The sequence below is a fragment of the Rubrivirga sp. genome (assembly GCF_965213695.1).
Lineage (GTDB): Bacteria > Bacteroidota > Rhodothermia > Rhodothermales > Rubricoccaceae > Rubrivirga.
On record NZ_OZ243912.1, the window covers coordinates 4,374,145 to 4,399,934 of the forward strand.

The 25,790-nt window shown below is 73.5% G+C and carries 25 protein-coding genes; 9 read left to right on the forward strand and 16 right to left on the reverse strand.

Going from position 1 to position 25,790, the window contains the following annotated elements; all coding sequences use genetic code 11:
• Nucleotides 1-5: 5 nt before the first annotated feature.
• Complete coding sequence (locus ACOOHE_RS19170; RefSeq protein ID WP_420455704.1) at nt 6-212, reverse strand: hypothetical protein; 207 nt, start codon at nt 210-212, stop codon at nt 6-8.
• Entirely contained in the window at nt 209-1,672 is a 1,464-nt protein-coding gene (locus ACOOHE_RS19175; RefSeq protein ID WP_420455705.1) for a purine-cytosine permease family protein, read from the reverse strand. Before ACOOHE_RS19175 ends, ACOOHE_RS19170 begins: the two co-directional genes overlap by 4 nt.
• Nucleotides 1,673-1,892: 220 nt before the next feature.
• Between ACOOHE_RS19175 and ACOOHE_RS19180 the strand changes: the two genes are divergently transcribed.
• Entirely contained in the window at nt 1,893-2,891 is a 999-nt protein-coding gene (locus tag ACOOHE_RS19180; protein ID WP_420455706.1) for a T9SS type A sorting domain-containing protein, read from the forward strand.
• A 59-nt stretch (nt 2,892-2,950) separates the two neighbouring features.
• On the opposite strand, the gene ACOOHE_RS19185 is transcribed toward ACOOHE_RS19180, so the two are convergent.
• Nucleotides 2,951-3,907, reverse strand: coding sequence for a sugar-binding transcriptional regulator (locus ACOOHE_RS19185; RefSeq protein WP_420455707.1), 957 nt, complete (start codon nt 3,905-3,907; stop codon nt 2,951-2,953).
• 125 nt (nt 3,908-4,032) lie between these two features.
• Between ACOOHE_RS19185 and ACOOHE_RS19190 the strand changes: the two genes are divergently transcribed.
• Nucleotides 4,033-4,578 (forward strand): RNA polymerase sigma factor, encoded by a 546-nt coding sequence (locus ACOOHE_RS19190; protein ID WP_420455708.1) that lies wholly within the window; start codon nt 4,033-4,035, stop codon nt 4,576-4,578.
• A 300-nt stretch (nt 4,579-4,878) separates the two neighbouring features.
• Here ACOOHE_RS19190 and ACOOHE_RS19195 read toward each other — a convergent pair whose 3' ends face one another.
• From ACOOHE_RS19195 to ACOOHE_RS19205, 3 genes are all read right to left on the reverse strand, one after another.
• Entirely contained in the window at nt 4,879-6,924 is a 2,046-nt protein-coding gene (locus tag ACOOHE_RS19195; protein ID WP_420455709.1) for a TonB-dependent receptor, read from the reverse strand.
• Entirely contained in the window at nt 6,921-8,078 is a 1,158-nt protein-coding gene (locus tag ACOOHE_RS19200) for a PQQ-dependent sugar dehydrogenase (protein ID WP_420455710.1), read from the reverse strand. Before ACOOHE_RS19200 ends, ACOOHE_RS19195 begins: the two co-directional genes overlap by 4 nt.
• Nucleotides 8,079-8,306: 228 nt before the next feature.
• Nucleotides 8,307-9,458 (reverse strand): PQQ-dependent sugar dehydrogenase, encoded by a 1,152-nt coding sequence (locus ACOOHE_RS19205; protein ID WP_420455711.1) that lies wholly within the window; start codon nt 9,456-9,458, stop codon nt 8,307-8,309.
• A 156-nt stretch (nt 9,459-9,614) separates the two neighbouring features.
• Between ACOOHE_RS19205 and ACOOHE_RS19210 the strand changes: the two genes are divergently transcribed.
• A complete protein-coding gene (locus ACOOHE_RS19210; RefSeq protein ID WP_420455712.1) occupies nt 9,615-10,838 on the forward strand; it encodes a low temperature requirement protein A in 1,224 nt (407 codons plus the stop codon).
• Nucleotides 10,839-10,933: 95 nt separating this feature from the next.
• Here the strand turns inward: ACOOHE_RS19210 and ACOOHE_RS19215 are convergent, their stop codons facing one another.
• Genes ACOOHE_RS19215 through ACOOHE_RS19225 form a run of 3 tightly spaced genes read right to left on the reverse strand, consistent with a single transcriptional unit; the run spans nt 10,934 to nt 12,861 of the window.
• Nucleotides 10,934-11,875 (reverse strand): haloalkane dehalogenase, encoded by a 942-nt coding sequence (locus ACOOHE_RS19215; RefSeq protein WP_420455713.1) that lies wholly within the window; start codon nt 11,873-11,875, stop codon nt 10,934-10,936.
• Nucleotides 11,868-12,233 (reverse strand): DUF4260 domain-containing protein, encoded by a 366-nt coding sequence (locus ACOOHE_RS19220; protein ID WP_420455714.1) that lies wholly within the window; start codon nt 12,231-12,233, stop codon nt 11,868-11,870. Before ACOOHE_RS19220 ends, ACOOHE_RS19215 begins: the two co-directional genes overlap by 8 nt.
• Nucleotides 12,234-12,285: 52 nt before the next feature.
• On the reverse strand, nt 12,286-12,861 hold the full coding sequence (locus ACOOHE_RS19225) for a hypothetical protein (RefSeq protein WP_420455715.1): 576 nt from the start codon (nt 12,859-12,861) through the stop codon (nt 12,286-12,288).
• Between the two features lie 235 nt (nt 12,862-13,096).
• Here ACOOHE_RS19225 and ACOOHE_RS19230 point away from each other — a divergent pair, with 235 nt between their 5' ends.
• On the forward strand, nt 13,097-14,887 hold the full coding sequence (locus ACOOHE_RS19230) for an ABC1 kinase family protein (protein WP_420455716.1): 1,791 nt from the start codon (nt 13,097-13,099) through the stop codon (nt 14,885-14,887).
• A gap of 8 nt (nt 14,888-14,895) precedes the next feature.
• Here ACOOHE_RS19230 and ACOOHE_RS19235 read toward each other — a convergent pair whose 3' ends face one another.
• Together ACOOHE_RS19235 and ACOOHE_RS19240 are read right to left on the reverse strand one after the other, a co-directional pair.
• The gene (locus ACOOHE_RS19235) at nt 14,896-15,288 is read right to left on the reverse strand and encodes a hypothetical protein (RefSeq protein WP_420455717.1); all 393 of its coding nucleotides are present in this window, start codon (nt 15,286-15,288) and stop codon (nt 14,896-14,898) included.
• Nucleotides 15,289-15,388: 100 nt separating this feature from the next.
• Entirely contained in the window at nt 15,389-16,012 is a 624-nt protein-coding gene (locus tag ACOOHE_RS19240) for an inorganic pyrophosphatase (RefSeq protein ID WP_420455718.1), read from the reverse strand.
• Between the two features lie 203 nt (nt 16,013-16,215).
• Here ACOOHE_RS19240 and ACOOHE_RS19245 point away from each other — a divergent pair, with 203 nt between their 5' ends.
• The 3 genes from ACOOHE_RS19245 to ACOOHE_RS19255 all read left to right on the forward strand — a co-directional run bounded on the left by ACOOHE_RS19245 (nt 16,216) and on the right by ACOOHE_RS19255 (nt 19,025).
• Nucleotides 16,216-17,118 carry an alpha/beta fold hydrolase gene (locus ACOOHE_RS19245; protein ID WP_420455719.1) on the forward strand — a complete coding sequence of 301 codons (903 nt, stop codon included), beginning with the start codon at nt 16,216-16,218 and terminating at the stop codon, nt 17,116-17,118.
• 225 nt (nt 17,119-17,343) lie between these two features.
• Entirely contained in the window at nt 17,344-18,309 is a 966-nt protein-coding gene (locus ACOOHE_RS19250) for a DNA-methyltransferase (RefSeq protein WP_420455720.1), read from the forward strand.
• Nucleotides 18,306-19,025 carry a hypothetical protein gene (locus ACOOHE_RS19255; protein ID WP_420455721.1) on the forward strand — a complete coding sequence of 240 codons (720 nt, stop codon included), beginning with the start codon at nt 18,306-18,308 and terminating at the stop codon, nt 19,023-19,025. The genes ACOOHE_RS19250 and ACOOHE_RS19255 overlap by 4 nt, the downstream gene beginning before the upstream one ends.
• A gap of 2 nt (nt 19,026-19,027) precedes the next feature.
• Here ACOOHE_RS19255 and ACOOHE_RS19260 read toward each other — a convergent pair whose 3' ends face one another.
• The 5 genes from ACOOHE_RS19260 to ACOOHE_RS19280 all read right to left on the reverse strand — a co-directional run bounded on the left by ACOOHE_RS19260 (nt 19,028) and on the right by ACOOHE_RS19280 (nt 23,996).
• Nucleotides 19,028-19,846, reverse strand: a complete 819-nt coding sequence (locus tag ACOOHE_RS19260; protein WP_420455722.1) for an Fpg/Nei family DNA glycosylase — start codon at nt 19,844-19,846, stop codon at nt 19,028-19,030.
• A complete protein-coding gene (locus ACOOHE_RS19265) occupies nt 19,846-20,406 on the reverse strand; it encodes a DUF421 domain-containing protein (RefSeq protein WP_420455723.1) in 561 nt (186 codons plus the stop codon). Before ACOOHE_RS19265 ends, ACOOHE_RS19260 begins: the two co-directional genes overlap by 1 nt.
• 11 nt (nt 20,407-20,417) lie before the next feature.
• A complete protein-coding gene (locus ACOOHE_RS19270) occupies nt 20,418-20,999 on the reverse strand; it encodes a DUF421 domain-containing protein (protein WP_420455724.1) in 582 nt (193 codons plus the stop codon).
• A gap of 27 nt (nt 21,000-21,026) precedes the next feature.
• Entirely contained in the window at nt 21,027-22,133 is a 1,107-nt protein-coding gene (locus tag ACOOHE_RS19275; protein ID WP_420455725.1) for a phosphoesterase, read from the reverse strand.
• 150 nt (nt 22,134-22,283) lie between these two features.
• The gene (locus ACOOHE_RS19280; RefSeq protein ID WP_420455726.1) at nt 22,284-23,996 is read right to left on the reverse strand and encodes an ATP-dependent DNA ligase; all 1,713 of its coding nucleotides are present in this window, start codon (nt 23,994-23,996) and stop codon (nt 22,284-22,286) included.
• A gap of 142 nt (nt 23,997-24,138) precedes the next feature.
• Between ACOOHE_RS19280 and ACOOHE_RS19285 the strand changes: the two genes are divergently transcribed.
• Together ACOOHE_RS19285 and ACOOHE_RS19290 are read left to right on the forward strand one after the other, a co-directional pair.
• Nucleotides 24,139-24,489 (forward strand): hypothetical protein, encoded by a 351-nt coding sequence (locus ACOOHE_RS19285; RefSeq protein WP_420455727.1) that lies wholly within the window; start codon nt 24,139-24,141, stop codon nt 24,487-24,489.
• Nucleotides 24,486-25,685: a hypothetical protein gene (locus ACOOHE_RS19290; protein ID WP_420455728.1), complete on the forward strand. Its 1,200-nt coding sequence runs from the start codon at nt 24,486-24,488 to the stop codon at nt 25,683-25,685. Before ACOOHE_RS19285 ends, ACOOHE_RS19290 begins: the two co-directional genes overlap by 4 nt.
• Nucleotides 25,686-25,790: the final 105 nt, after the last annotated feature.

The following is a 25,790-nucleotide window of genomic DNA, read 5'->3' on the forward strand; positions in this document are numbered from 1 at the left end:
AGGGCTCACTCGACCCTCCCCTGCTCCCAGAGCTCTGGGTCCGGCGCGGCGTCGCGCAACCAGAACGGGGCCGTGGCGAACCACAACACCGTGCCGACGGCCATCAGCGTCGCGTGCGTGTCCCACGGCAGGTCCGCCAGGAACACGAGCACGGCCGGGACGACGGTCAGCGCCAGCCCGAGGGCCGAGAGCAGCTTGAGGACGGCGGTCATGCGACGGTGGGGTTGGCGGGGACGCCCAGCGGCGTCTCGGCGTCGGCGACGGGAGCGGGCTCGGCGACGGCCCCGCGCTGCTGGAGGAACGCCGCGCCGAGGTAGAGCCCGACGGCGATGAACCAGCCCGGCAGCCCGAGGAAGAACAGGTCGAGCCCGAACACGGCGTTGATCCCCCAGCACGCCGCCAGCGTCCCGAGCCACGCCAGCGCCGTCGGCCAGCTGAAGACCAAGTCGCGCCACTCGGCGTAGAGCGGGCGCAGGCCGAGCCGGGGCACGAGCCAGAAGTCGGCGAAGATGACGGCGCCCATCGGCATCAGGATCAGGCCGTACAAAGCGACCAGCCCGAGCAGGTTCATCACGACGGCCGGGAACAGGGCCACGACCGTCGTCACGGCGCCGACGGCGGCGGTCACCTTCCAGCGCTTCCACCCCGGCGTGACGGTCTGGAGCGCCAGCCCGGCGCGGTAGATGGTCGGGTTGGCCGTGGTCCACCCGGCGATCACGACGGCGACGACGCCGGCGTAGCCCGCGCCCAAAAACGCGATGGGGCCCGGGGCCGGCGACGTCTCGCCCTGCTGGAGCGCGAGCGCGTACAGGATGCTTGCGGCGATCCAGGCCACGAAGTGGCCGAGGTACATCCCGAGGCCCGAGAAGAACCCGTAGGTCCACTTGCGCGCGTACCGCAGGACGGTCATGTCGGCCATCCCGATGTGCATGGCCATGTTGGCGAACCACGCGAAAAACAGGACGTGCCAGACGGTGAACTTGCTCTGCCCTTCGAGCGGGACGCCCGTCCAGATCACGTCGTTCGCGACGCGCCAGAAGTCCGACGGCCGCTCGACGCCGAGCTGGGGCAACACGGCCAGCCCGCACGCGACGAACACCAGGAACATCCAGGGCGCGGCCACCTTCGAGAACGCGGCGATCTTCTCGAACCCGAGCACCGCCAGGACGGTCACCACGGCACCCACCAATAGGACCACGACGACCCACGACAGGCTCGTCGGGTAGACGTCGGCCAGGCCCGGCATCGGCATGTCGAACGGGAGCCCGACGGCCGTCGCCGAGACGGCGATCATGCTCCCCGCCAGGAAGCAGAACATGGCCGCGTTGACCAGGTTGTAGCCGATGAGCAGCCACGGCCCGGCGATCTTGCGGAGCTGCCAGTAGAGGTTGAGCCGGGTCCGGGTGGCGATGGGCCCGGTCATGAACCCCCACGACAGCGTCGCGAGCAGGTTGCCCACCAAGAGTCCGACGACCAGGTCGACGGCCGCCACGCCATGCGCCACGAACAGCGGGCCGATGACGAACTCGGTCCCGGCCACGTGCTCGCCCGCGTAGAGCCCCGCGAAGTTGGACGGCCCCTGGAGCGCGTGCTCGGGGACGGGCTCGCGGTCGTACTCGTTGATCGCGTCGAGCCGCTCGGAGAGCGAGGGGCGGGCGGAGGGAGCGGCCATCGGGGGGCGGAGGACTGCCCGAGAGACGGCCGGGGCGAACCCGACCCTGACGCGCCGCCGCCAATTCCGTCAGGCGAGGCCCGGCGCGACGGGGGCCGAGACGGTTGGCGTAGGAATCTGTGCCCGCGAGAGCATCCGTGTAGGGGAGGCCCGGGCGTGACCGGTCTTTCTCTCTGACGCGCACGTTTCGCGCGCTCCCACCTCCACCTCCCCTGTCGCCATGCGCATTCCGCTACTCCTCGCTCTCGCCGGCGTCCTCGCCCTCGCCGCCCCCGCCGCCCTGGCCCAGACGCCGACCGTCCTCTTCGACTTCGAGGGCGCCGGCGGCGACACCCAGGGCTGGCAGCCCGACGTCGCACCGGACCCCGACCTCGGCGAGAACGCCCGCTCCCTCGTCCGGACCCTCGACACCAAGCCGGTCGGCGGCGGCAACCAGATCGACGCCTTCGAGGGCACCTGGATGCTCGAGGCCGTCGCGAACCGGCCCATCCTCGCGGCCAACTTCCGCGGGATGAAGTACGAGTGGGCCACGCCCCAAGACTGGACGATGACGCCGATCCTCAAGCTGGCCGCCTCGATGTACGCGAACGGCCCGAACAGCGAGCGCCACCAGTTCCGGATCCGCGTCGTCGCCGGCACCGACACGACCGAGATGATCTACGAGGGGCTCAAGTCCGAGGGGGCCGACGACGGGACGTCCAACAACTCGTTCGTCAACGACTGGGAGGTCTTGACGTTCGACCTCAGCGAGTTCGACGGGCTCGACCGCATCACGGCCATCGAGGCCGCCGGCCGCCACGCCGACACCGACGCCACGGGCGGCACGCCCGTCGTGGCGACGGAAGACGCCGACGGGACCATCACGCCCATCGAGGGCCAGAACTGGGGCGGCAACGTCCAGCTCGACCTGGTCACGGTCGAGGCCCGGCCGGTCGCGGTCGAGGGCCAGCCTGGCCTCCGCAGCCTGTCGGCGGCCTACCCCAACCCGAGCGCGGCGGCGGCCACGCTCGACCTGGCCGTCGAGACGTCCCAGCGCGTCACGGCGACCGTGGTCGACGTGTTGGGCCGGTCGGTTCAGACGGCGTTCGAGGGCCTCGCCTCGCCGAGCGCGGCCGTCCCGGTCCGGGTCGACGCGAGCCGGCTCGCGCCGGGGACCTACGTCGTTGTCGTCCGGGGCGAGACGTTCGTCCAGTCGCGGCGCCTGTCGGTCGCCCGCTAGCGCGGCCGCTCGGCGGTTCTAGGGGGGACGGGCTCGGGCCCGTCCCCCCTCTTTTGTCGTCACGTCGCGCGGAGGGCCCGGGCCGTCGCGTCGTCGGTGATCAAGACGTCGACGAGCCGGCCGCGCACGGCGGCGCGGATCGCGTCGACCTTGGCGGCGCCGCCGGCCACCCCGACCACGCAGTCGACGTCGGCCAGCGTCTCGAAGTCGACCCCGACGATCCGGTCGTCGAGCGAGGTCGGGACCGGGCGACCCTCGACGTCGAAAAAGCGGAGGGCCACGTCGCCGACGGCGTCGCCGGCTTCGAGCTCGGCGGCGAGCGTCGGCGGGAGGTCGACCTCGCTCGCGAGCGCGCCGTCGCCCAGGACCGGGTTGGTGTCCAACGAGCCGATCCCGACGAACGCGACCGTCATCGTCGCCAGGGCGTCGAGGGACGCCCGGATCTGGGGGTCGGCTTCGAGGACGGCCCGGGCCTCGGGGCTGGCCACCACGCCGGGCGCCTGGAGCAGGCGGAGGTCGGCGCCGAGCGCCCCGGCCAGTCGGCGCGGGAGGTCGGCGGCGTGGGCCTCGCCGAGCGGCGGGCCGACGCCGCCCAAGGTCTGGACGACCGTCACGCCGTCCGTCCGGCGGGGGGCCACGGCTTTGACCATCGCACGCAACGTGGAGCCCCACGTGAGTCCGACCACGTCGCCGGGCTCCAACGTCCGGGCCAGGAACCCGGCCGCCGCCGCCCCGAGCCGGGCGACCACGTCGTCGCCCTCGACGTCGGCCACGACCACCTCGGACAGCCCGAAGGCCGTCTCGAGCTCGCTCTCGAGGTCGACCGCGAGCCCGTCGACGTGGGCCACGGTGATCTGGACGATCCCGCGCTCGCGGGCCTCTTTGATCATGCGCGAGACGGTCGGGCGGGAGACCCGGAGCCGGTCGGCGATCTGCTGCTGGGTCTGCCCCTGGAGGTAGTACAGCGCGGCCACCTTGGCCAGGGTGCGGGGAGACGTTTCGGAGGCGGGAGGCATGTCGGAAGTCTACTCCCTGCGCGAGGGTCAGGGACCCAGACCGTCCTTTACAATCCCTTGACATCAGAGCCGGAAGCGCTTACGTTTGAACGCATGATCTACAGTGAACACATGTTCACGTGCCCATGCCCCATGCTTCCCCGTCCACCCTCCGCCCGCAGGCTTCTCTCGACCAGCTGTACCTGGAGCACCGGCGCCCTCTGATCGGGTTCATCTACGAGAAGGTAGGCTCGCGCGACCTCGCCGAGGACATCCTCCACGACCTGTTCCTTAACATCTGGTCGCGGATCGACCGGTGGGAGGTCCGGGGCGACATGCGGACGTACCTGTTTTCGGCCGCTCGGAACCACGTCTGGAGCCACTACTCGAAGCAGCGGGTCCGCCGAGCGCACGCCGAGGCCGAGCGGTCGGACCACGCGGCGTCCGGGGTGGGCCGGGAGCCGGAGGCCGTCCGCCACCTCGAGGCCGAGGCGCTCGACACGGCGATGGCGCGGTGGATCGCCGAGCTCCCGGACCGCCGCCGGGAGGTCTTCGAGCTGTCCCGCTACGGGCACCTAACGTACCAGGAGATCGCCGACCGCCTCGGGGTGTCCGTCAAGACGGTCGAGACCCAGATGAGCCGGTCGCTCCGGCATCTCCGGGAGCGCTTGGCGGCGTTCGAGGCCGACTGACGGCGGGGGCCGTCGGCCTCGCGCGGCCAGCGACCGTCCAGATCCGGCCGAGCCCCCACACGTCCGGAGGCGCGGACGTCCCGCCCCGTTCTGCGCGGACGTGAGCGGTCCAGGCGTCGAGCAGGTCGCGGTCGGAGGGGACGTCGGGGGCGGGCATGGTCGGCGGAGAACCTATCACGTGGACGGCCGACCGGCCCCCGGCCCCGACGCGGCCGACCCTTCTTCACCTCGCACCGTCCGCGCCGAGGAGCGCTCCCCGCTCTGGCGGGGCGGTCGCCCTGCTCGCGAGGCGGCCACGCCTTACGGCAGGGCCACGGAGACCCCGGCCGCGAGGTGCCGGCCGGGCGCGGGCTCGACGAACCGGCCGCCGAAGGCGTTCACGACGACCGAGCCGGCGTAGGCCACGTCGCCCACGTTGCGGACCGCCACGAACGGCGTCGCCTGCGCTGGGCCGAGGGGCAGCCCCGCCAGCGCGAGGCGGACGTTCGCGACCGCGTACGGCTCGGTCCGCAGGTCGCCCGCGCTGTCGGCTGCGTACGCCGCCGCGGCCTCCCCGTCGACGCCGACCACGAGCGGGATGGGACCCCAGGCCGTCCACGTCGCCGTCCACGTCGCCAGGCGCGGGGGGAAGCCGGGGACCCGGTTGCCCCCCGGCGTCTCGGAGCCTTCGGGCCCGGACAGGAACGTGCCCCGGGCGACCGTCAGCGCCGCCGCCGCGCTCAGCCGGCCGGGGCCCAGGCGGACGCCGTCGGCGCTCACCGCCAGCTCGACGCCCGAGTGCCGGGCCCGTCCCTCGTTCTCGTAGACCGTCACGTCGTCGATCTCGCGGGGCAGCAGCAGGTCGCGGGCGAGGGCCGCGAATGCCGCCACGTCCAGGCCGAGCGCGCCGCCGCCGACGGCCCACGCGCCTCGGGCGCCGACCTCCGCGCCCCACGTCCGCTCTGGGCGCAGGTCCGGGTTGAAGCCGGGCCCGCCGCCGGGCCGGTTGCCCAGCTCGGTCGTCGTCGGGGCGTCGAGGGCGCCGGCGGCGTTGGCGTAGACCGTCGCCCCGCCCCGGGACGTGCCGATCCGGTAGGCGAGCCCGACCGACGGACTGACGGCTCCTAACGTCCGCCCCTCCGACGGAGCGCCGGCCGGGTCGGCGTCGTAGCGCAAGATGTCGGCGCGGAGGGCGGCCGTGGCCGTGAGCGCGTCGCCGAGCGGGACGGCGAGCCGGCCGAACAGGGCGCCGGAGCGGACCGTCTCGACCTGGTCCGTAAGAACCTCGGAGCCGGGCTGTCCGCCGTCGTTGGTCCGCTCCAGACGGTCGTCGCGCTGGCCCTCGGCCTCAACACCGACGCCCCAGGCCACCCGCGCGCGCCCTTCGACGACGGCGCGCAGGCCGCCCGATGCCCGGCCGAGCGTGATGTAGCGCGGGACGATGGGGTTGTCGAGCGTCCGCCCCGCGCCGGTCGCCGTGACCCGGACGCGGGCGCCGCCGACGGGCCGGCCGTAGACGACGGCGAGGTGGCCCTGGGCGAGCCGCTTGCGGGCGTCCTGGGTGATCGACAACTCGCGGACCTGGCGCGGGTCCTCCGCCGCTTCCGCCGCCGTGATCCCACCCGGCGACTCGGCGCGCGGGACGACCGCGCCCAGCCCGACGACACCGAGGGTCTGCCCGTCGCCCAGGTCGGCCGAGCCCGTCCATCCCCCACGAAACGCTTGCAGCGACGCCTGATCGCGGAACCCGCGCTGGGTGACGGCCGAGCCCCAGACCGCCAGCCGCCGTCGGTCGCCCAGGTCCGGCCGCGCCGACGCCTCGGCCTTGGCCAGCCCGTAGGCCCCGCCGAGCGCCCGGACGCGGACGCGCGGCCCGCTCGCGCCCTCGGTCGACAGCGCCAGCACGCCGGCCGAGCCGCTCCCCCAGAACGCCGACGCCGGCCCGCGCAACACCTCGACACGCTCGACGAGCGCCGGCTCGATCACGTTGAGCTGGCCCTGCCCGTCGGCGAGGGTGAGGGGGACGCCGTCGAGCAGCACGTGCGTTCCCCGGACGCCGAATGCGGCCCGCCAGCCCAGCCCACGGACCAGCACCCGCTCGCCCGTCGACGGGTTGCCGCGGTCCGAGATCCACAGGCCCGGGAGCCCGCGCCCGACCGCGTCGAGCGCCGTCGCCGGGTCCGTCGCCCGCTCGGCCTCTCCCCTCTCGCGGACCGCCAACGCCAGCGGCGCCCGGCTCGGGACGAGCGCGAACGGCGCCGCCGTCACCTCGACCGCGCCCAGGTCGCGGACGGCCGTCGTGTCGGGCTGGGCCGTGGCCGCCGCGCCGAGCGCGAGCAGGCCGAGCAGAACGGCGCGTCGGGTCACTCGCTCGCCAGCGGCTCCAAGCGCCACACGGCCCCGTCCGAGTCGTCGACCAGGACGTAGACGAAGCCGTCCGGCCCCTGCTCGACGTCGCGGATCCGCTCGCCGAGGTCGACCCGCTCCTCGTGCGTCACCGCGCCGCCGTCGACCTCCAGGCGGACGACCCCCTGCGCCGTGAGCCCGCCGAGCATCAGGCTGCCGGTCCACGCCGGGAAGGCGTCGGCGGTGTAGAACGTGAGGCCGGAGGGCGAGATCACGGGCGTCCACTGGCGGACGGCGTCGGTGAGGTCGGGGCGCGTCGGCGGGTCGGGGATGGGCGAGCGGTCGTAGTTCATGCCCCAGCTCACGACCGGCCACCCGTAGTTGAGGCCGGGCTCGATCCGGTTCAGCTCGTCGCCGCCGCGCGGGCCGAACTCGGCCTCCCACACGTCGCCGGTCTCGGGGTGGACGCCCAGGCTCTGCGCGTTGCGGTGGCCGTAGGACCAGATCTCCGGCCGCGCGCCCGGGTCGCCGACGAACGGGTTGTCGTCGGGGACCGAGCCGTCCGGGTTGAGGCGGACGACCACGCCCAGCGTGTTGCCGAGGTCCTGGGCCGGGTCGAACTGGAACCGCTCGCCGGTCGAGACCAGCAAGTGGCCGTCGGGCGTGAACGCGATGCGCGAGCCGAAGTGGTTGCCGCCCCGGTAGAACGGCGTCTGCACCCAGATCTCCTCGAAGCCGACGAGCACGTCGCCCTCGAACCGACCGCGGCCGACGGCCGTGGCCGCGCCGCCGGGGCCGGCCTTCGCGTAGGTGAGGTAGACGTGGCCGGTCTCGGCGAAGTCGGGCCCGAGCGCGACGTCAAGCAGGCCGCCCTGCCCCTCGGCGAACACCTCGGGCGTGCCCGCGACGACGGCTGCGTCGCCCGTCCCGTCGACGATCCGCAGGCGCCCGGCCCGCTCCGTCACGAGCGCGCGCCCGTCCGGCAGGAACGCGATCCCCCACGGGTGGTCGAGCCCGCCCTCCACCTCGAACACGCCGACCGGCCCGGCCTCGGTCTCGACTGTCTTGATCGGGTCGGCCGTGGCCAGCGCAGCCGGGCCGGCCGAGCTCGGCGGCTGGGCGCAGGCGCCGACCGCGAGGAAGAGGGACGCGAGGAGAACGGGAGATCGGGGCATGGCCCTCGGGGCAAATGAGCGTCCCGGACCCGCTGGGCCACGGTGCTGTTCCGCGAGGTGTGGTGCGGGCGCGCGGCGAGGACGACGGTCCGGCCGGATCTGGCGTGCTTTGCACAGTGCGTCGGTGCGTCGGTCGTCAGTGGCGTCGGGACCCCTCACCCTGTCCCCCTCCCGCGGGGAGAGGGGACCTCGTAGGGACCATCGGCGACCGCTCAGACGACCGACCCGCTATTCATTTTCCGGCCTCCGCGTCTCGATGGGGCGGAGCTGCCAGACGTCGCCGTCGTCCTTGTCTGTCAGGACGAAGAGCGTCCCGTCGGGTCCCTGCTCGACCTCGCGGATGCGGGCGCCGAGCGGCAGGATCTGCTGGGCCGCGACCTCGCCACCCTCGACCCGGACGCGGACCAGGCCCTGGTACACCAGGCTCCCGATGAAGAAGCTCCCCTGCCACTCGGGGAAGGCCGCGCCGGTGTAGTACACCATGCCCGACGGGGCGATGGTCGGCGTCCACTGCACCACGGCGTCCTCGAACTCGGGCCGCGTCGGGGGGTCGGGGATGAGCTCGCCGTCGTAGTCCATGCCCCAGCTCACGACGGGCCACCCGTAGTTGGCCCCGCGCTCGACCACGTTGAGCTCGTCGCCGCCGAGCGGGCCCATCTCGGCCACGTAAAGGCGGCCGTCGGTCGGGTCGAAGGCCGCTGCCTGAATGTTGCGGTGGCCGTACGACCAGATCTCGTCCTGAGCACTCGCGTCGCCGGTGAATGGGTTGTCGTCGGGGACCGAGCCGTCCGGGTTGAGGCGGACGACGGTGCCGAGGTGGTTCCCCAGGTCCTGGGCCGGGTCGAACTGGAACCGCTCGCCCATCGCCAGGAACAGGTGGCCGTCCGGCGAGAACACGATGCGGCTGCCGAAGTGGGCTGGGCCCTCGACGTACGGCTCCTGGGTGAAGAGGGTCTCGAAGGCCGCCAGGCTGTCGCCCCGGAGGACGCCGCGGCCGAGCGCCGTCGCGGCCTGGCCGCCGGGCCCGGGCCGGGCGAACGAGAGGTAGACGTGGCCGGTCTCGGCGAAGTCGGGGGCGAGGGCGACGTCGAGCAGCCCGCCCTGCCCTTGGGCGTAGACCGTCGGCGTGCCCGAGACGGTGGCCGGCGGTCCGCTCGCGGAGGGGTCGACGATCCGCAGGCGCCCGGCCCGCTCGGTCACGAGCATCCGCCCGTCCGGGAGCACGGCCATGCCCCAGGGGTGCATCAGCCCGTCGGCGACGGGGTAGATCCCGACGGGGCCCGCGTCGGCCAGGAACGAGCCGACCTGGGACGGCGGCGGCTGGGCCGCGGCGGGGAGGGCCAGCCCGAGCACGGCGGCGGCGACGAGGAGACGGGGCATGGGCAGGCGGAGGGGGCGGCGTCTCCTCACCGGTCCGCGGCGGCCACTGTTCCACCGACGCCCGCACGTCAGGGAGGCCCTGGGGCGAGGCCGCTCGGCCCGCCGGCAACCCCCGCCCGGGCGGACGGTTCTCTGGGTCCCACCCCCGGCCTGCCCATGGACGACCGCTGGCTCAAGCCCCCCCTGTTCCGTCGCGCGGACGGCTCGGCCGTCCACCGGCAGGCGACGTGGCTCGAGCTGTTCTTCGACCTCGTTTTCGTCGTGGCCGTCGCCGGGCTGGCCGGGCTGCTCCGCGACGACCTCAGCGCCACGGGCCTGGGGTGGTTCGCGTTCTTGCTGTTCCCGATGTGGTGGCTGTGGATGGACTTCAGCTACTACGCCGACCAGTTCGACTCCGACGACGTCGTGTACCGGCTGGCGCTGCTGGCGGTGATGGCGGGGATCCTGTCAGTCAGCCGCGTCGCGTCGGAGATCGTCGAGGGCGGGGCGGGGTGGGGCGCGTTCGTGTTCGCGGGGATGTACGGGGTCCTGTGCGGGCTCTACGTCCGGGCCTACCGGGCGAACCCCGAGCTCCGCCCGCTCACGGGGCGGTACGCCGTGGCGATGGCGGTGGCCGGCGGCCTCTACCTCGCGAGCGCGGTCGTGCCGGCGCCGGGCCGGTTCGGGCTGTGGCTCGCGGCCGTCGCCGTGCCGATGGTCAACTCGCCGGTCGCGTACTACCAGGTCCCGGGCCTGCCGAGCCAGCTCTCCCACATGCCCGAGCGGTTCGGGCTGTTCACGATCATCGCCCTGGGCGAGTCGGTCGTGGCCGTCGCCCAAGGGATCGCCGAGACGCCCTCCACGCCAGCCGTGCTGGCGGCCAGCGGGGCCGGCTTCGCGCTCGCGGCGGCCCTGTGGTGGACGTACTTCATCCGCGATGACGCCTCGGCGCTCAGCGCGGAGCTCGAGGGCGGGCGCTCGGACCTGCTCCGCTCCCACGTCTACGGCTACGCTCACTACGGCGTGTACGCGGGCGTCGTCGCGGCCGGCGTCGGCGTCGAGGAGGCGATCCTGGCCGTCGGCGGGGAGCACGCCTTCGTGCCGGCCGCGCGGTGGACGCTGGCGGGGGGGACGGCCGTGGCGCTGGCCGCGATGGCGGCCATCCACTGGGCCTCGCCTCACGGACTCCCGGGCCGGTCGCTCGCCCTTCGGCTCGCTGTGGCGGCCGTGCTCGCGGGCCTCGCCGTCGGGAACGTCGGGGCGTCGGTGGCCCTCGCCGTCAGCGCGGGCCTGATGGTCGCGCTCGCGGCGGTCGAGACGGCGGCGCTCCCCCACCCGTCGTCGCTCCCCAACGAGGCCGCCGCCGAGGACGCTTCGCGCAGTGGGTCCGCGCGTCCGTGAGGCGGTCGTAGGGCGTTCTGGATGCGTGATCCGTGATGCGTGACTCTCATCGGGGCGGATCACGCCTCACGAATCACGCACCGTGGATCCGGAAGTCAGGACCGCTGTGTCGCGGTCTTCGTCCGCGCGATGAACGCGACGACATGCCCGGCGATCTCGGTGCCCGAGGCGTCCTGCAAAAAGTGGCCGCCGCGGACCGTCGTCGCCGGCTCCGCCGTCGGGATGAGCCGCTCGAACAGGCGATGTGCGCCTCCCAAGATGGGGTCCGACGGCGACCAGATCAGGAGGCACGGCTTGCGCCACTCGGCCAGCGCGGCGCGGGCCCGCGTCATCACGTCGGCGACCGGGCCGCCGGGCGAGGTCGGGACCAGGAGCGGCCACGCGGCGGCGCCGGCCTTGTAGCGAGCGGACGGGAACGGGGCCTGGTACGCGGGCACGAACTCGACCTGGCTCTCCGGCAACGCCAGCGCCATCAGCTGGCCGATGGGGAGGCGGCGGCCCAGCAGGCGCACGCCCAGCTTCCACAGCCGGAACGCCAGCGTCGGCGACTCCTCGCCGGTCGGCAGGAACGTGTTCATCACGACGAGTCGCGCGACCCGGTCGGGGACGTCGAGCGCGGCGGCCGGCAGGCCCATCAGCCCGCCCCAGTCCTGGACCACCAGCGTCACGTTCCTCACGTCGAGCTGCTCAACGACGCCCAGCAACGCGGCCCGGTGCATCGCGTAGCTGTACGCGCCGACGTCGGTCGGCTTGTCGCTCCGCCCGAACCCGGGGAAGTCGAACGACACGGCGCGGTGGCCGGCGGCCACAAGCGGCGGGATCATCCGCCGGTAGAGGTAGCTCCACGACGGCTCCCCGTGCAGCATCAGGACGGTCTCCGGCGCGTCCCGCGGGCCCTCATCGACGACGTGAATCCGGAGCGGGCCGGCGACGCCGGGGACCTCGACGTGCAGGTACTGCGGCACGAACGGCCACTCGGGCAGCCCGTCGAAGCGCGCGTCGGGCGTCCTCACGACGCCGGGGGAGAGGTCAGGCACGGCGGGCGGGCCCGATGGGGCCGAGGTGGGTGTGGTGGAAGCCGTCGGGCCGCTTGAGGCCGTAGCCCAGCGCGCGGTCGAGGCCGATGGGGGCGGTCCAGACGAGCGCGACCGGGACGGCGAGCGTCCACCCGGCCGCGCTGGCGGCAGCCGCCAGCAGCGCCGGAGCGGCGTAGCTGTGGGCCGCGTTGTAGACCGCGGCGCCGGCCCGGGGTCCCCGGAGGTAGCCGGCCATCGCCAGGTCGGGCGAGAAGAGCAGGGCCGCGAACATCCGCCACGAGGCGCCGGTGAGCGCGTAGCCCCACACCGCGACGGCGAGCACGGCGGCGCCTTCGAGGCGGAGAAGACGGACAGACATCGGCGGAGTCGGAGGCGGGGGTGCTCTACGACCGCGCCCGTTCAGGTTGCGCCTACCGGAAGGTGCACGGCACGCCGGCCCAGAGATGGGTCACCGTTGCGTCGGTCTCGGGGCCGGACAGGATGCCGTGAAGGCCGCCCGCGCTGAACTCGGTCCCCAACGTCGTCTCCTGAACGTCGAGGTCGTACGCGCTGTCCAGGTCGACGCGCGTCGACCCGATGCCGGCGCCGGCCATCGTCGTCCACGTCGACGGGCCGGACCGACCGCTGAGGGCCCAGCCGGCGAACTCGTCGTCCTGGCCGTAGACCGTCAGCCCGTCGTCCCAACTCGCGGTGTCGAGCGGGCCGGCGCCGCACTCGGGGCTCACGGCCCGGCTCGCCGGCTCGCCGCGGAGTCGGGACAGGGCGGCGACGGCGTCCTCGAACGGGATCCCGAACGCGAGCGGCGAGGTCGAGCCGGACGCCGACACCACGCGGAACCCGTCGGGGTCGAGCGCGAGCGCCGCCTCTCCCGAAGGCACGTCGGCCGTGTCGGGCGGGGCCGAGACCGGCGCGGGCACGTCCGGCGCCGGAGCGGAGACGACCTCCGGGTCCGAGGCGCAGCCGGCGAGGACGAGGAGGACGAGCACGCGCGGAGACATGGGGGGCCAGGCAAGGGGGGCGTCAACGCCAGCCGTGCGGGTACGGTCTCCGTCTCGTACTGAGTCCACACGAACGGCTCGGTAGGGGCAACCCGGCGGGTCGCCCCTACGGCCGGATGTCGGGGGATGAGGCGAGGCAAAGTCAAGCGGTCCGGCCGGACGGGCATCGCGCGAGGATTCGAGGGACGGGACACAAACGGGCGCCGTTGCCCGTAGGCGACGTGTGACGTCCCCCTCCGAACCGCTCCCCGTCGACCCGCCGGCCGTCGTCGTCCCGACGGCGGAGGCGGTGGCGTCTGGACCGGCCATTGCCGTCGCCCGGCCGGCGCGGCGGCGGTTCCGGCTGGCGCGGGCGTACACGGCGGCGTTGCGCGTGGCGCTGAGCTACCTCGCGTTCGACCTCGCCGCGCGGTTTCGTGGGGAGCGGTGGGCTCGGGCCCGGCGGCCGGCGCTCCACGCCCGCAACGGACGCCGCGTGCGGGCGTCGATCCTGCGGCTGCGGGGCCTGTTCATCAAGGCCGGCCAGCTCGCGAGCGTCCTGACGAACCTGCTGCCTGAGCCCTTCCGCGTCGAGTTGGAGGGCTTGCAGGACCGGGTCCCGGCGAGTCCGCCCGAGGCCGCGCGGGCGCGCGTCGAGGCCGAGCTGGGCGCGCCTGTCGAGGCGCTGTTCGCCGCGTTCGAGCCGATGCCGGTCGCGAGCGCGTCGCTCGCCCAGGTCCACCGCGCGCGGCTGGCGACCGGAGCGGGCGGCGACGGGCTGGCGGAGGTTCGGGAGGTGGCCGTCAAGGTCCAGCACACCGACATCGACGCCATCGCGCGGCTCGACCTGCGCGCCATCGAGACCATCCTGCGCGTCGTTGGGCGGTGGTTCGGGATCCGGGGCCTCCGCGAGCAGTTCCGCGAGATCGAGGACGTGATCCTGGGCGAGCTCGACTTCGTGCGCGAGGCCGAGAGCGGGACCGAGATCGCGCGGCACCTCGGCCCCGGCGTCTCTGTCCCGGCCGTCGTGCCCGAGCGGTCGGCCCGGCGCGTGCTGACGACCGACTTCGTCGACGGCATCAAGGCCGGCGACCTGGCGGCCCTCGACGCGGCCGGCGTCGACCGGCTCGCCCTCGCCGAGCGGATCTTGGACGCCTACGGCGGGATGATCTTTAGGGACGGCCTGTACCACGCCGACCCCCACCCGGGCAACCTGCTCGTCCGGCCCGACCCCGCGATGCCCGGCGGGTTCGAGCTCGTGTTCCTCGACTTCGGCGCCGTCGCTCGGCTGTCGCCGGCCATGCGGACCGGGCTGGCCGAGATGATCGCCGGCGTGCTGGCCCGCAACCCAGCCCGCGTCACGGCCGCGCTCGACGTCATGGGCTTCACCGCCGACGCGGGCTCCGCCCAGGCCGACGCCGCCGTCCGCGCGCTCGTCGAGGGCGTCCACGAGCGCGTGCTGAAGAACCTCGACCCGCTGGCGTTCCGCCTGGGCGACCTCACGCTCGAGTTCGCGATGGAGCAGCACGCCGAGACGTTCGACCAGATGGCGGATCTGGGCGTCTCCGTGACGGACCTGGCGTCGGCGTTCCGCGTCCCGCGCGACTGGATCCTGCTCGAGCGGACGGCGCTCCTGCTCATCGGGCTGTGCAGCGCGCTCGCGCCCGACGTCAACCCGCTCCGGGTGATGGAGCGCCACATCCGGCCGCTGACACGCGAAGCGGCGCCGGCCATCGGAGCCGCGCTGTGGGCCGAGGTCCAGGCCGCTGGCCGGACGCTCCTGGGCCTGCCGACGCACCTCGACCGCGTCCTCACGAAGGCCGAGGCCGGCCAGATCGCGGTGACGGACCCGGCGGCCGTCGCGGCGACCGAGCGGCTGGCCCGGTCGGTGCGCGGGCTGGCGTCGGCCGTGGCGGCCGTCGGGACGGGCGGGATCGCGTACGCGGCCTACGCCGGCAGCGACGGCGGGATCGCACTGGCGCTGGCCGTCGTGGCCGCGCTGTTCGGAGTCGGGACGCTGCGGTCGGGGCGGTAGCGCGGTGGCTACTGCCGCCGGTACACCCAGACGGCGACGCCCTCGCAGTCCCCGAAGCAGCGCTGGAGCGAGAGGGCCGAGCTGTTGGCCGAGACCACGTCGAAGAACGTCGGGCTGAGATCGCGGTCCTCCGGGTAGAGCTGGATCTGGTTGAGGGCCGCCAGCGCGTCGGGGTCGGCGGCGTTCCCGTCGGAGGCGAGGCTGAACCGGCCCCGCTCCGCGACCCACTCGTCGGCGACGAGCTCGTACCGGCCGTCGGAGAAGAAGCGGATCGTGGGCGGCTCGGCGTCGGCCGTGGCCGTCCAGGTCCCTTCGAGCGCGACGAAGAGCGGCGGGCTCTCGACGCCGGAGTCGCAGGCGGCGAGGAGCAGGAGCGGCGCGATCAGGAGGCGGGAGAACATGGCGGACGCGGGAGGGGAGAGCGAAGGTCGCCACCAGAGCCGCTCGCCGAGGGGAACCGGTCACGCGCGGCACTCCCCCCCTCCCACACACCACCCTCAGCTACTCCGGCCCCTCGAACTCGTCGCGGTAGTCGGCCCGGGACGCCTCGACGACCTTCTCGGCGTGCTCACGCCCGTAAGTCCGCGCGATCGACGCCTGGGAGCCGCTGCCCGGGACCAGCTTGTACGTCGAGAAGTAGTGCGTGAGCCGCTCGACCAGCTTGTCGGGCAGGTCACTGAGGTCCTCGACCGTGCCCCAGAACAGGTCGTTGCGCAGGACGGCCACGATCTTGTCGTCGGCCTCCCCATTGTCGATCATCTGGAGCCCGCCGACGACGCGGGCGTCGAGCGTGATGTCGGCCCGCTCGATGGGCCGCTCGGAGACGACACAGACGTCGAGCGGGTCGTGGTCGCCGCGGACGGCCTCCGGCCCGGAGAGCGCCGCGACCCGCTCGGCGCAGTACGTCCGCGGGATGAACCCGTAAAGCGTCGGCGGGTGCGACGAGCTCCGCTGAGGCCGGTCGACGCGGGTGTAGCCGGTGACCTTGTCGAGCTCGTACTTGACCGAGTCGAACGGGGTGATCTCGACGTAGGCCGTGACCACACGCGGCACGTCGGGCCCGGCGTCGAGGCCGTGCCACGGGTGGGGGCGCCAGCGGAAAAACGGGGCGGGGAACGTGGGCATGGAGGGCGGGGCGAGAGGACGCCGGAGACGCGCGGACCGGCCGCCGGGTTGTGCGGTCCCGGTGCAGACTGGCGGGCGGTCCGGGGGCGTAGGGGATGGCCCGAACCGTATCGGCAGCGGCCCCCGGCCTCCAAACTTGACGCGGCGTGATCGGTTAGACGAGGAGCCCTGGCGCCCTCCCTTCCCCCTTCCCTCCCCTCCGCATGCCCAACGTCGAGACGTCCTCCGCTCAGCCCGCCGCCGAGCTGTTCTACCAAGACTGCAACCCGTCCGGGACGGCCGGGACCGTCGTCCTCATCCACGGCTGGCCGCTGAGCTGGCGGATGTGGGAGCCCCAGATCGGCCCGCTCACCGAGGCCGGCTACCGCGTCGTCGCCTACGACCGGCGCGGGTTCGGGTCGAGCGCGTTCCCGTGGGGCGGCTACGACTACGACACCCTCGCGGCCGACCTCAAGGACTTGATGGACGAGCTCGACCTCCGCGACGCCACGCTCGTCGGGTTCTCGATGGGCGGCGGCGAAGTCGCCCGCTACGTCGGCCGCTACGGGACCGACCGGGTGGGGAAGGTCGCCTTCGTGTCGTCCGTCGTCCCGTTCATGCTCCAGACCGACGACAACCCCGACGGCGTCGAGGCCCAGGTGTTCGAGGACATGAAGGACGGGATCCGAGAGGACCGGCCCCACTTCCTCAAGGGCTTCGGCAAGAAGTTCGTCGGCTGGGGCGTGCTCGACCACCCGATCTCGGAGGAGATGCTGGACTACACCCACCGGATCGCGTGCAGCGCCCAGCCCGAGGCGACGCTCGACTGCGTCGACGCCTTCGGCACGACCGACTTCCGCCCCGACATGGCCCGCATCGATGTGCCGACCCTGTTCGTCCACGGCACCGGCGACGACATCGTGCCCATCGACGTGTCGGCGCGGCAGGGCCACCGGATGGTCGCCGGCAGCGTGCTCGAAGAGATCGACGGGGCCCCGCACGGGCTCAACCTGACGCACCCGGACCGGTTCAACGAGATCCTGCTCGGCTTCCTCGGCGGACCCGAGGGCGCCCCGGCCCGGCCCGTCATGACGCACCAGCCGGCCGACGACCTCCGCCGGGTCTGACCTCCCGGCTCCGGCTCCCTCCGCCCGCCTTGGCCACCGTGCTGGGGCGGGCGGTGTCGTTCGGGCAACGAGGGCGGAGGGAGGTCGTACGTCGTACAGCGGGAATGTCGGGGCCCCGGGGGGCCGCGCCTCTATCTTCGCAGCATGAAAACAGTCACGCTTGAAACGGGTGGGGGGCACGCGGGGAGTGGAGACGGAGCGGGTGGCAGCACGCTAGAATCCCTCGTGCCGGCCGCCGTCTCAGAACGCATCGAGCAGGAGGGCCAGCGCGCCATCCCAGGACTGGCGAAGGACCCAGCAGCGGTCGCCGAGATCGAGCGGGCGATCCGCCAAGTCCCGACCTCCCACACCCTCTTCCTGGGCGACGCTCGGTCGCGGCTCCCCCTGCCGGACGAGAGCGTCCACCTTGTCGTAACGTCGCCGCCGTATTGGACGCTCAAGGAGTACGAACCCCACGCGGACCAGCTCGGAGAGGTCGAGGACTACGAGGACTTCCTGGACCAGCTCGACCGCGTGTGGGCCGAGGTCCAGCGGCTCCTCGTTCCCGGTGGGCGGCTCGTGGTCGTGGTCGGCGACGTGTGCCTGTCGCGCCGGAAGTACGGCCGGCACGTCGTGTTCCCGCTCCACGCGAGCATCCAGGAGCGGTGCCGGAAGCTGGGGTTCGACAACCTCGCCCCGATCATCTGGCACAAGATCTCGAACGCGGCGACGGAAGCCACCGGGAACGGCTCGACGTTCTTGGGAAAGCCCTACGAGCCGAACGCCATCATCAAGCACGACATCGAGTACGTCCTGTTCGAGCGGAAGCCGGGCGGGTACCGGCGCCCGACGGCGGCCATGCGAGCGCTCTCGGTGATTCCCGCAGAGGACCACCGGGACTGGTACCAACAGATCTGGCAGATCGGGGGGGCCTCGACCCGGCAGCACCCGGCGCCCTACCCGCTGGCCGTCGCCGAGCGGCTCGTCCGGATGTTCTCGTTCGTCGGGGACACGGTGCTCGACCCGTTCTCGGGGACGGGCACGACGGCGCTGGCGGCAGGGACGTGGGGGCGGAACAGCGTGAGCGTCGAGGTCGAGCCCTCGTACATGGACCTCGCCCTGAGCCGGCTGCGCCGATCCCTGTCCAGCCAGATCCCCCTGATCCCCGGCGTCCGCGAGAGCGCGACCCCGTTCACGACGTCGCCCTCATGAAACTGCTCGATGCCTTCGAGGCCGCCTTCTCCGGCCAGGCCTACAAGCACCGGAGCTCGACGGTTGGCAATGCCCTGAGCCTGACGGTGTTCGAGGACCTCTATGACCTGGGCCGGTCTCGGGCGTACGTCGAGGGCGTCGAGAGTCGAGAACTCGTCGTCAACACGGAGAACAAGGTGACCGGGCGCAAGATGCGACGCGGCGACGGGACGTTCGGCGAGCGCCTCGTGAGTGTCGAGCCCGCACTCGTGAGCGGGTTCGGCGTGGCGCGTGGCAAGACGGCGGACGTGCGAATCGGCGTCGAGGTTAAGATCCTGGCGACGGCCATGATCAAGCAGATCGACCGCGTGATCGGCGACCTCCGTAAACAGGCCCGCCAGTTCGAGTCTGTGACGCCCGGCGCGATCTCGATTGGGGTCGTCGGGGTGAACCACGCAGAGGCTTACCGCTCGTACGAGGGGCCGGACCGCTTCTACGACAAGCCCGGACGGACAGGCCCTGCCCCGGCCTCCGAAGCGGCCGATGCCATCGCTCGGCTCCGGGACGGATCGACGGGGGCTGCCGACGCCTTCGACGAGTTCCTCGTGCTCGACTTCAGTGCGGCGAACAAGGAGCCGTTCCCGTTTCGTTGGGTCCGGTATGCCGAGACGACAAACGCCTACGCGGCGGCTCTCCAGCGGGTAAGCCAGACGTGCCAACAGCGATACGTCCGGTAACGCTACCCCTGGCAACTCGGGCAGAGGTAGCTCGCCCGGTCGTACGGCGGCAACCTCACCAACTCGACCGGCGTCCCGCAGACCAGGCACGGCCTGCCCTTCCGCTGGTACACCCACCGCGTCTCGCCCCGCTCGCGCATCTCGGGCGGCGTCGTCATCGTGCGGCCCCACCGCTCGGTCCCGTCCCACATCATCGGGCGGACGGCGTCCCACAGCGCGTCGAGCTCGGCGTCGGTCACCGAGGCCGCCGGCCGGCGCGGGTCGACGCCCGCCAAAAAGAGGCCCTCGCTCGCGTAGATGTTGCCGACGCCGGCCACCACCCGCTGGTCCAGGAGCGTCGGCTTGATGGGATCGTCGCCCTTGTCGCGGATGCGGCGGGCGGCCTCGGCGCGATCGAACGTCCCACCCGGCGTGTGGTCGGGGAGCGGCGCCATCACGTCGGGGCCGAGGCTGTTGAGGCGCTCGTGCGTTGCCAGCTCGTCGGGTGTGAGCAGCTCGACGGTCGGGCCGTGGTAGAAGACGGCCTCCCAGCCGGCCGTGTCGAGGCGCAAGCGGACGTGCCGGGACTCCTTGCGGAGCTCCATCGGGCGCTCGCCCATCTGCCACGAGCCGTACTGGGCCCCGTGGCAGTGGATCGTCTCGCCGCCCGAGAGCGGCAGCAACAGGTGCTTGCCGCGTGTGATCGGCTCCAGGAGGCGCTGCCCGACCAAGCCGGCGGGCCGGCCGCCCCACCGCTTCGGCATCGTGACGTGGACCAGCGGCTCGCCGACGAGCGGCGCCAGGCGCCGCGCCCAGCGGATCACGGCGTGGCCCTCGGCCATCAGTTTGTTGGGTAGTCGTCGTCGCCCAGATCGAGCGCGTCGGCGTCCTCGACGCCCCGGAGCAGGCACGGGTGGAGCGCGGTCCCGTCCGCCTCGCCGTGCAAGACCGAGATGTCGCCGGTCGTCTCCAAGACGACGGCGCGGACCTGGTCGGGCCGGAGCACGTTGGCCTCGCGGAGCTTGGCCCAGACGTCCGCCTCGGTCACGCGCGCGCGCCGCAGGTTGTCGTGGAGCATCTGGCTGCCCGCCATCAGCACGATGGGGTCGTTGTCGACGACGGCCGAGAGCCCGTGCCGCCGGCCCCACGACAAGGCCGCCTGGAGCGCGAACAGCGACGCCAGCGCCACGACGCCCTGGAGGAGGGGCACGCTCTCGGTCAGCAACGTCGAGGCCAGGACCGCGCCCGTCGTGATGGTCAGCGCGAAGTCGACGCTCGTCATCTTCGAGAAGCTCCGGAGGCCCACCAGCCGGGTGAGCGCCACCAGGACGGCGTAGATGCCCAGCGTCGACAGGACGACGGCGAGCAAGCTGGTGGGGGAGGCGACGAACCAGTCGGTCATGGCGGGCGGCGTCAGACGGTGCGGTCGGTCGAGGGCCGGAGGTCGACCTCGGCGTCGGTGTGGCGGTCGGCGCCGCGGACGCCCGAGAGCAGGCGCGGCTGGAGGTCGAGGCCGCCGGGGTCTCCGTGCAGGACCGAGATGTCGCCCGTCGTCTCGAGCACGACCGCCCGCACCTGGGACACGTCGAGCACATTCGCCTCGCGGAGCCGGCCCCACAGGTCGTCCTCGGTGATGCTCGCCTGGTGCATGTGCTCCCGGATCATCTGGTCCCCGTCCATGAGCAGCAGCGGCTCGTTGTCGACGGCCGTCTGGAACCGGGCCGAGTCGTGGCGGAGCCGCCCGACGGACCACTGGAGCGCGTAGATCACGCCCAGCCCAACGGCCGCCTCGGCCACGGTCGGCCGCTGGGTCAGCACGGCCGAGGCCAGCGACGACCCGACGGCGACGGTCATGGCGAAGTCGAAGCTCGACATCTTGGCAAAGCTCCGTAACCCCGCGATGCGCGTGTAGACCAGGATCAGCGCGTAGACGGCGACGGCCGACAGCGCGATCGCGGCGACGGCGCTCCAGGAAGTCGTGAACCAGTCGGCCATGAAGATGGGGGGCGCGGGGCGGACCGCCTACCCGCCGACGTGCGCTTCGGGTCCAAAGCCGAGCGCGTCGAGGACCGCGTTGAACACGTCGGGCGGGAGGTGGCCGCCGGACGCCTGGTCGTGGCCGTGGCCCCAGCGCCCGTTCCAGCCCGGCGTGTCGATGGCCTGGTAGATCTCAGGGAGGCGGACGTCACGGCGCGCAGCCCGCGTCGAGAACGCCACGATCCCATCGAGGTAACCCGTGTTGGCGCAGATCACGGGGTACTCTTTGAGACGGCCCCGCCACTGCTGCGCGATGAGCGGGTGGACCTGGGCCGCCGAGTGGACGCGGACGAGCGCGAACCGCAGCCCGTCCGGCGCGATGCCGTCGGGAACGGCGACGTCGCGCTCAGAGAACATGGGCGCCGCCTTGCGCGCCTCAGCCACCTCGTCCTTGACCACGGTGCGGGCCGCGCGGAGCCGGTCGGCCGCCGGGCTCTCGGCGGTCGCCAGCGTCTTCGGGTCGTCGAACGCCATGAGGGCGTCGAGCGCCGTCTCGGCGTCGAAGGTCGGCGCGCGCCGGGCGGCGTTGACGAGCGCGACGGTCTCCTTGAGCCACTTGGCGGTGTGCCGCTTCTTGACAGCCGGGAGCATCGGCCACGGCGCCTTGTCACCGAGATCGGAGAGCACGCCGACGGCCGCGATCCAGTCGAGGTCGGCCACGTCCACAACATCGACCACCAGGTCGTAGGCCAGCCACGCCGAGCACGGGATCGGGTCCCAGTCGTAGCCGGACACGACGAACGCGCCGGCGGGCTCGCCGCTCGGCCGGTGGTGGTCCACGTAGAGGACGGGCACCGCCGGCTCCAGCGTCCCGGCCTCGTTCACGCCCAGGTCCGTCACGACGAGGGCGTCCGGCCCGAGCGCCGCCAGCCGCTCGCGGGCGCCCTCCGAGAACGCCGACTCGTCGCGGCCCGAGGACACGACCTCGACGTCGAGCCCGAGCCGCGCCAGCCCCCGCCCGAACACGGCGCCGGCGCCGAGGCCGTCGGCGTCGAAGTGGCAGAACACGACGACCCGGCCGCCCTCGGGGACGGCGTCGAGCCAGGCGCGGAACGTGGCCCGGGCGGCGGCGAGGTGATCGGCAAACGTCATCAGTGGAAGAGGATGCTCGTCAATGAATGACCCCCCGTCCCGTCGCCCATCGCTCCGCTCAGGGGCGACGGGACTGTTCCCCTTGAAGGGGGACAGCCAGAGCCGCCTTGAGCGGAGCGATGGCGGGACTGGCGGGGGGTCCGGCGATCGTCATACGTCCCCCGCGAGGGCGGCGACCGTCGCCAGCGTGTCGATCTCGTCGGCCGGCTTGTCCTGGCGCCAGCGGACGATCCGGGGGAAGCGGAGCGCGTAGCCGCTCTTGTGCCGCTTCGAGACCTGGACGTTGTCGAAGGCCACCTCGACGACGACCTCGGGCACGACCGTCCGCACCTTGCCGTGGGCGAACGTCTGGAGCGTGTGGCCCTCGAACCACTCGGTCAGCGCCGCCAGCTCGGCGTCGGTCAGGCCGGAGTAGGCCTTGCCGACGTTGAGCAGCGCCGGGTCGTCGTCGCCGGCGCGGACGGCGAAGGTGAAGTCGGAGAGCAGCTTCCGGCGCCCGCCATGACCGCGCTCGACCGACGTTACGACCACGTCGAGCGTGGCGAGCGCCTTCTTGACCTTGAGCCAGGCGCGCCCGCGCCGGCCCGGCTTGTAGACCGATCCGAGCGCCTTGACCATCAGCCCCTCGTTGCCCCGCGCCCGCGCCTGGTCGAACAGGTCGTCGAGCCGGTCGAGGTCGTCGAGCACGGTGACGGCCGAGCGGCGGAGCGGGCCGCCAAGCGCGAGCCCGTCGAGGAGCGCCTGGCGCTCGCGGAACACCCGGTCGAGCGCCGGCTCGCCGTCCCAGGCGAGCACGTCGTAGGCGACGAACGCGACGGGCACCTCGGCCAGGAGGTCGGCCGACGCCGTCTTGCGGCCGAGCCGCCGCTGCAACGCCTGGAACGGCACGACGGCGCCCTCGGCATCGACCGGGACGATCTCGCCGTCCACGATCACGCCGCCGGGCGACGCCTGAGCCCACCCCGCCAGCGGGCCGACGAGGTCCGGGAACGCCGGCGTGATCGCGTCCAACGTCCGCGAGAACAGGGCCACGCGGGCGCCGCCCTCGGCCACGCCGTGCAGGTCCGGGCCGCCCGGGTCGGCGGCGACGTGGGCCTGGGCCCTAATCCCGTCGAACTTGTCCTCGACGGCGACCGGCGGCGGGATCTGGCGGCCGACCTCCTGGGCCAGCGTCCGCTCGTCCGACGCCTCGGCGGCCGTCGCCAGCATGAACTTGATCGGGTGAAACAGGCGGAGGCGGGCCTCCCCGAGCCGCCCGTGCCGCGCCAGGACGGCCGTCTCGCCGATGTCGCCCGTCAGCATGTGGGCCCGGCGGACGTCGGCGCCGGCCCGCTCGTACAGCCGCGCGAGGGCCGACTCGACGCCGCCCTCCAGCATCCCGATCCGGAGCTCGCCCGCCAGCAGCTTGACCACGAACCGGGCCTCGACCGGCGTCGCGCGGCCCAGCGTTTCGGCGATGAGCGCCGCCTTTTTCGTCCCCCCGCGCGCGCTCGCGACCTCGGCGAAAAAGGCGTCGGCGTCGGCCAGCGTCAGCGTGGGCTCGACGGGCGGGACGAGCGCCGCGAGCGCGCCGGCGGCCACGTCGCCGGGGTCGCCCTGGCGGACGAGCGCGGCCCGCAAGTCGTCCTCGTCGGCGCCGGTCGCGGCGGCGGTCGCCCGGCGGAGGGCCGAGAACCCGACCTGGACCGTCCGCTGGTCGCTGAGTGGGAAGACGCGGCCGGCGGCCCACCGCGCGGCGCGGCGGAGGTCGTCGTCGTCGAGATCAGCCAGGAGGGCGCCCAACCGGTCCGCCTTGTCGTGGCGGCCGGATGCCTCGGCGATGTCGGCGAGCGCAGCGGCGAGGGTGGCAAACGGAGCGGACACGGCGGCCGGGCGCTGTCGGGGGGAGCGCTCTCAACGGTCGCGCCCGGTCGCGGGTCCCGCCCCGGCCCCACCGAAAAGAGCGGACGCGGACGCGGGATCGCCCTGCTCGCTCTAGACTCCACCTTCCCCCTCCGCCGCGCCCATGATCCTGACCACGAACACTCTTTACGACCTCTTGCCGGGACGCCGTGTCGAGCTCTCGCTCCGGATCGGGTCGGCCGGCCTGGCCGTCACGGACGTCACCGTCAACGGCGCGCTCGTGGTCGAGGGCCACGAGGGGCACCTCGCGCTCGACCTCGGCGCGAGCGACGCCCTCGACGGGAGCCGTGTCAAGGTCTACACGAGCGTCAAAGGCCCGAAGTCGTCCGTCCCCAACCGGATCGACTACCGGCTCACCGGCGGGCACCGGCACTGGACCTGCACGCTCCGCGAGGACCCGCCGGACGAGGAGCTCGACTGGTTCTACGCCAACGTCGACCTGCTGCTCTCATGACGCGCCTCCGCCCCGCGCTCGCCCTGTGGGCGCTCGCCCTGTGGGCGCTCGCCCTGCTCGCGCCCCCGGCCCACGCCCAGCTCGGTGGGCCGGACACGACGGTGACCGTGGCGCTCCTCCGCGCGCCCGAGGCCCCGGGGTCTCTCCTGCTGGGCGGGGCGCCGAGCGCCGTCGAGGCCCCCGGCTCGATCCGCGCCCTCGCCGTCTCGACGGTGGCCCGGGCCACCGAGGGGACGCTGTTCGACGCCGTCGCGGTCCAGCTCGCCCCGTTCTGGCTGGGCGGGATCGCCGGCCTCAGCTACGCCGACTACGAGGCCGGCACCTCCGCCCCCGTCGAGGCCGTCCGCCGGACGCTCGCCGTCTCGGCCGCGACGGACCGGCTCGACCTCGGGCTGGCGGAGCCCGCGCCCGCCGTCGCCCTGGGCGCCCGGGCGTCGCTCCTCATCGGGGCCATTGACCGCGGGTACCAAGGCTACGGGGCCCGCCGCGACTCGGCGGTCGCCGCGCTCCGCGTCGCGACCACGGCGTTCCGGCAGGCCGTCGAGCGGGCCCAGGCCGCCGACGCCGAGATCCAGCGGCTCACCGAGGAGATCCGGTCCGCCAGCGGCGCCCAACGGCGGGCGCTGATTGAGGCCCGGAGCGACCGCGAGGCCGCCGTCGCCCGGGGCGTCGAGGTGGCCGCCCAGGCCGGGGCCGCCGGCGCGATTGGGACGCTGCCCGAACGGCGGCTCGGCGTGTCGTGGGACGTGGCCGGGGCGTGGGCCGTGGTGTTCCCGGGGAGCGCGTTCGACAACGCCGAGACCTACCGCTGGGGCGCGTGGACGACGGCCGGCGTCACGGGCCGCTCGGCGACGCTCCTCGGCGTGGCGCGGTACCTCCGCGAGCCCGGCCTCTCCGGCCGGCGCTCGGAGGCCGCGGTCGACCTCGGCGGCCGGCTGCTGTGGGACGCGCCGCGAGGCGGGGTCACGGTCTCGGCCGAGGGGGTCTACCGCGTCGGCCTCTCGGGCGCGGAGGACCGCTACCGGGTGGCCGGCGAGCTCTCGGTCGCCGTCGCTCCGGACCGGGCCCTGTCGTTCACGCTCGGCCGCGACTTCGACGGCGAGCCGACCGGGAACGTCCTCGCGCTGCTCCGCCTGGTGGCCCACTTTGGCGAGGGCGTCGCGGCCCCGTCGCTGGCGTCGCCGCTCGGCCCGTAGGCCGGTCATACCAAATCCGGGTGGAGTGTGTGGGGTTGGGGGTGTGGGAGGAGGCCGCATTCCACGCCCACACGGGCTCCCCACCCCCTCCAGTTCCGATCAGCG

Bases quoted from the DNA above. Each gene is read 5' to 3' on its own strand.
- ACOOHE_RS19170 (WP_420455704.1), bottom strand. From the start codon at position 212: ATGACCGCCGTCCTCAAGCTGCTCTCGGCCCTCGGGCTGGCGCTGACC.
- ACOOHE_RS19175 (WP_420455705.1), bottom strand. From the start codon at position 1,672: ATGGCCGCTCCCTCCGCCCGCCCCTCGCTCTCCGAGCGGCTCGACGCG.
- ACOOHE_RS19180 (WP_420455706.1), top strand. From the start codon at position 1,893: ATGCGCATTCCGCTACTCCTCGCTCTCGCCGGCGTCCTCGCCCTCGCC.
- ACOOHE_RS19185 (WP_420455707.1), bottom strand. From the start codon at position 3,907: ATGCCTCCCGCCTCCGAAACGTCTCCCCGCACCCTGGCCAAGGTGGCC.
- ACOOHE_RS19190 (WP_420455708.1), top strand. From the start codon at position 4,033: ATGCCCCATGCTTCCCCGTCCACCCTCCGCCCGCAGGCTTCTCTCGAC.
- ACOOHE_RS19200 (WP_420455710.1), bottom strand. From the start codon at position 8,078: ATGCCCCGATCTCCCGTTCTCCTCGCGTCCCTCTTCCTCGCGGTCGGC.
- ACOOHE_RS19205 (WP_420455711.1), bottom strand. From the start codon at position 9,458: ATGCCCCGTCTCCTCGTCGCCGCCGCCGTGCTCGGGCTGGCCCTCCCC.
- ACOOHE_RS19210 (WP_420455712.1), top strand. From the start codon at position 9,615: ATGGACGACCGCTGGCTCAAGCCCCCCCTGTTCCGTCGCGCGGACGGC.
- ACOOHE_RS19220 (WP_420455714.1), bottom strand. From the start codon at position 12,233: ATGTCTGTCCGTCTTCTCCGCCTCGAAGGCGCCGCCGTGCTCGCCGTC.
- ACOOHE_RS19235 (WP_420455717.1), bottom strand. From the start codon at position 15,288: ATGTTCTCCCGCCTCCTGATCGCGCCGCTCCTGCTCCTCGCCGCCTGC.
- ACOOHE_RS19240 (WP_420455718.1), bottom strand. From the start codon at position 16,012: ATGCCCACGTTCCCCGCCCCGTTTTTCCGCTGGCGCCCCCACCCGTGG.
- ACOOHE_RS19245 (WP_420455719.1), top strand. From the start codon at position 16,216: ATGCCCAACGTCGAGACGTCCTCCGCTCAGCCCGCCGCCGAGCTGTTC.
- ACOOHE_RS19255 (WP_420455721.1), top strand. From the start codon at position 18,306: ATGAAACTGCTCGATGCCTTCGAGGCCGCCTTCTCCGGCCAGGCCTAC.
- ACOOHE_RS19260 (WP_420455722.1), bottom strand. From the start codon at position 19,846: ATGGCCGAGGGCCACGCCGTGATCCGCTGGGCGCGGCGCCTGGCGCCG.
- ACOOHE_RS19265 (WP_420455723.1), bottom strand. From the start codon at position 20,406: ATGACCGACTGGTTCGTCGCCTCCCCCACCAGCTTGCTCGCCGTCGTC.
- ACOOHE_RS19270 (WP_420455724.1), bottom strand. From the start codon at position 20,999: ATGGCCGACTGGTTCACGACTTCCTGGAGCGCCGTCGCCGCGATCGCG.
- ACOOHE_RS19275 (WP_420455725.1), bottom strand. From the start codon at position 22,133: ATGACGTTTGCCGATCACCTCGCCGCCGCCCGGGCCACGTTCCGCGCC.
- ACOOHE_RS19285 (WP_420455727.1), top strand. From the start codon at position 24,139: ATGATCCTGACCACGAACACTCTTTACGACCTCTTGCCGGGACGCCGT.
- ACOOHE_RS19290 (WP_420455728.1), top strand. From the start codon at position 24,486: ATGACGCGCCTCCGCCCCGCGCTCGCCCTGTGGGCGCTCGCCCTGTGG.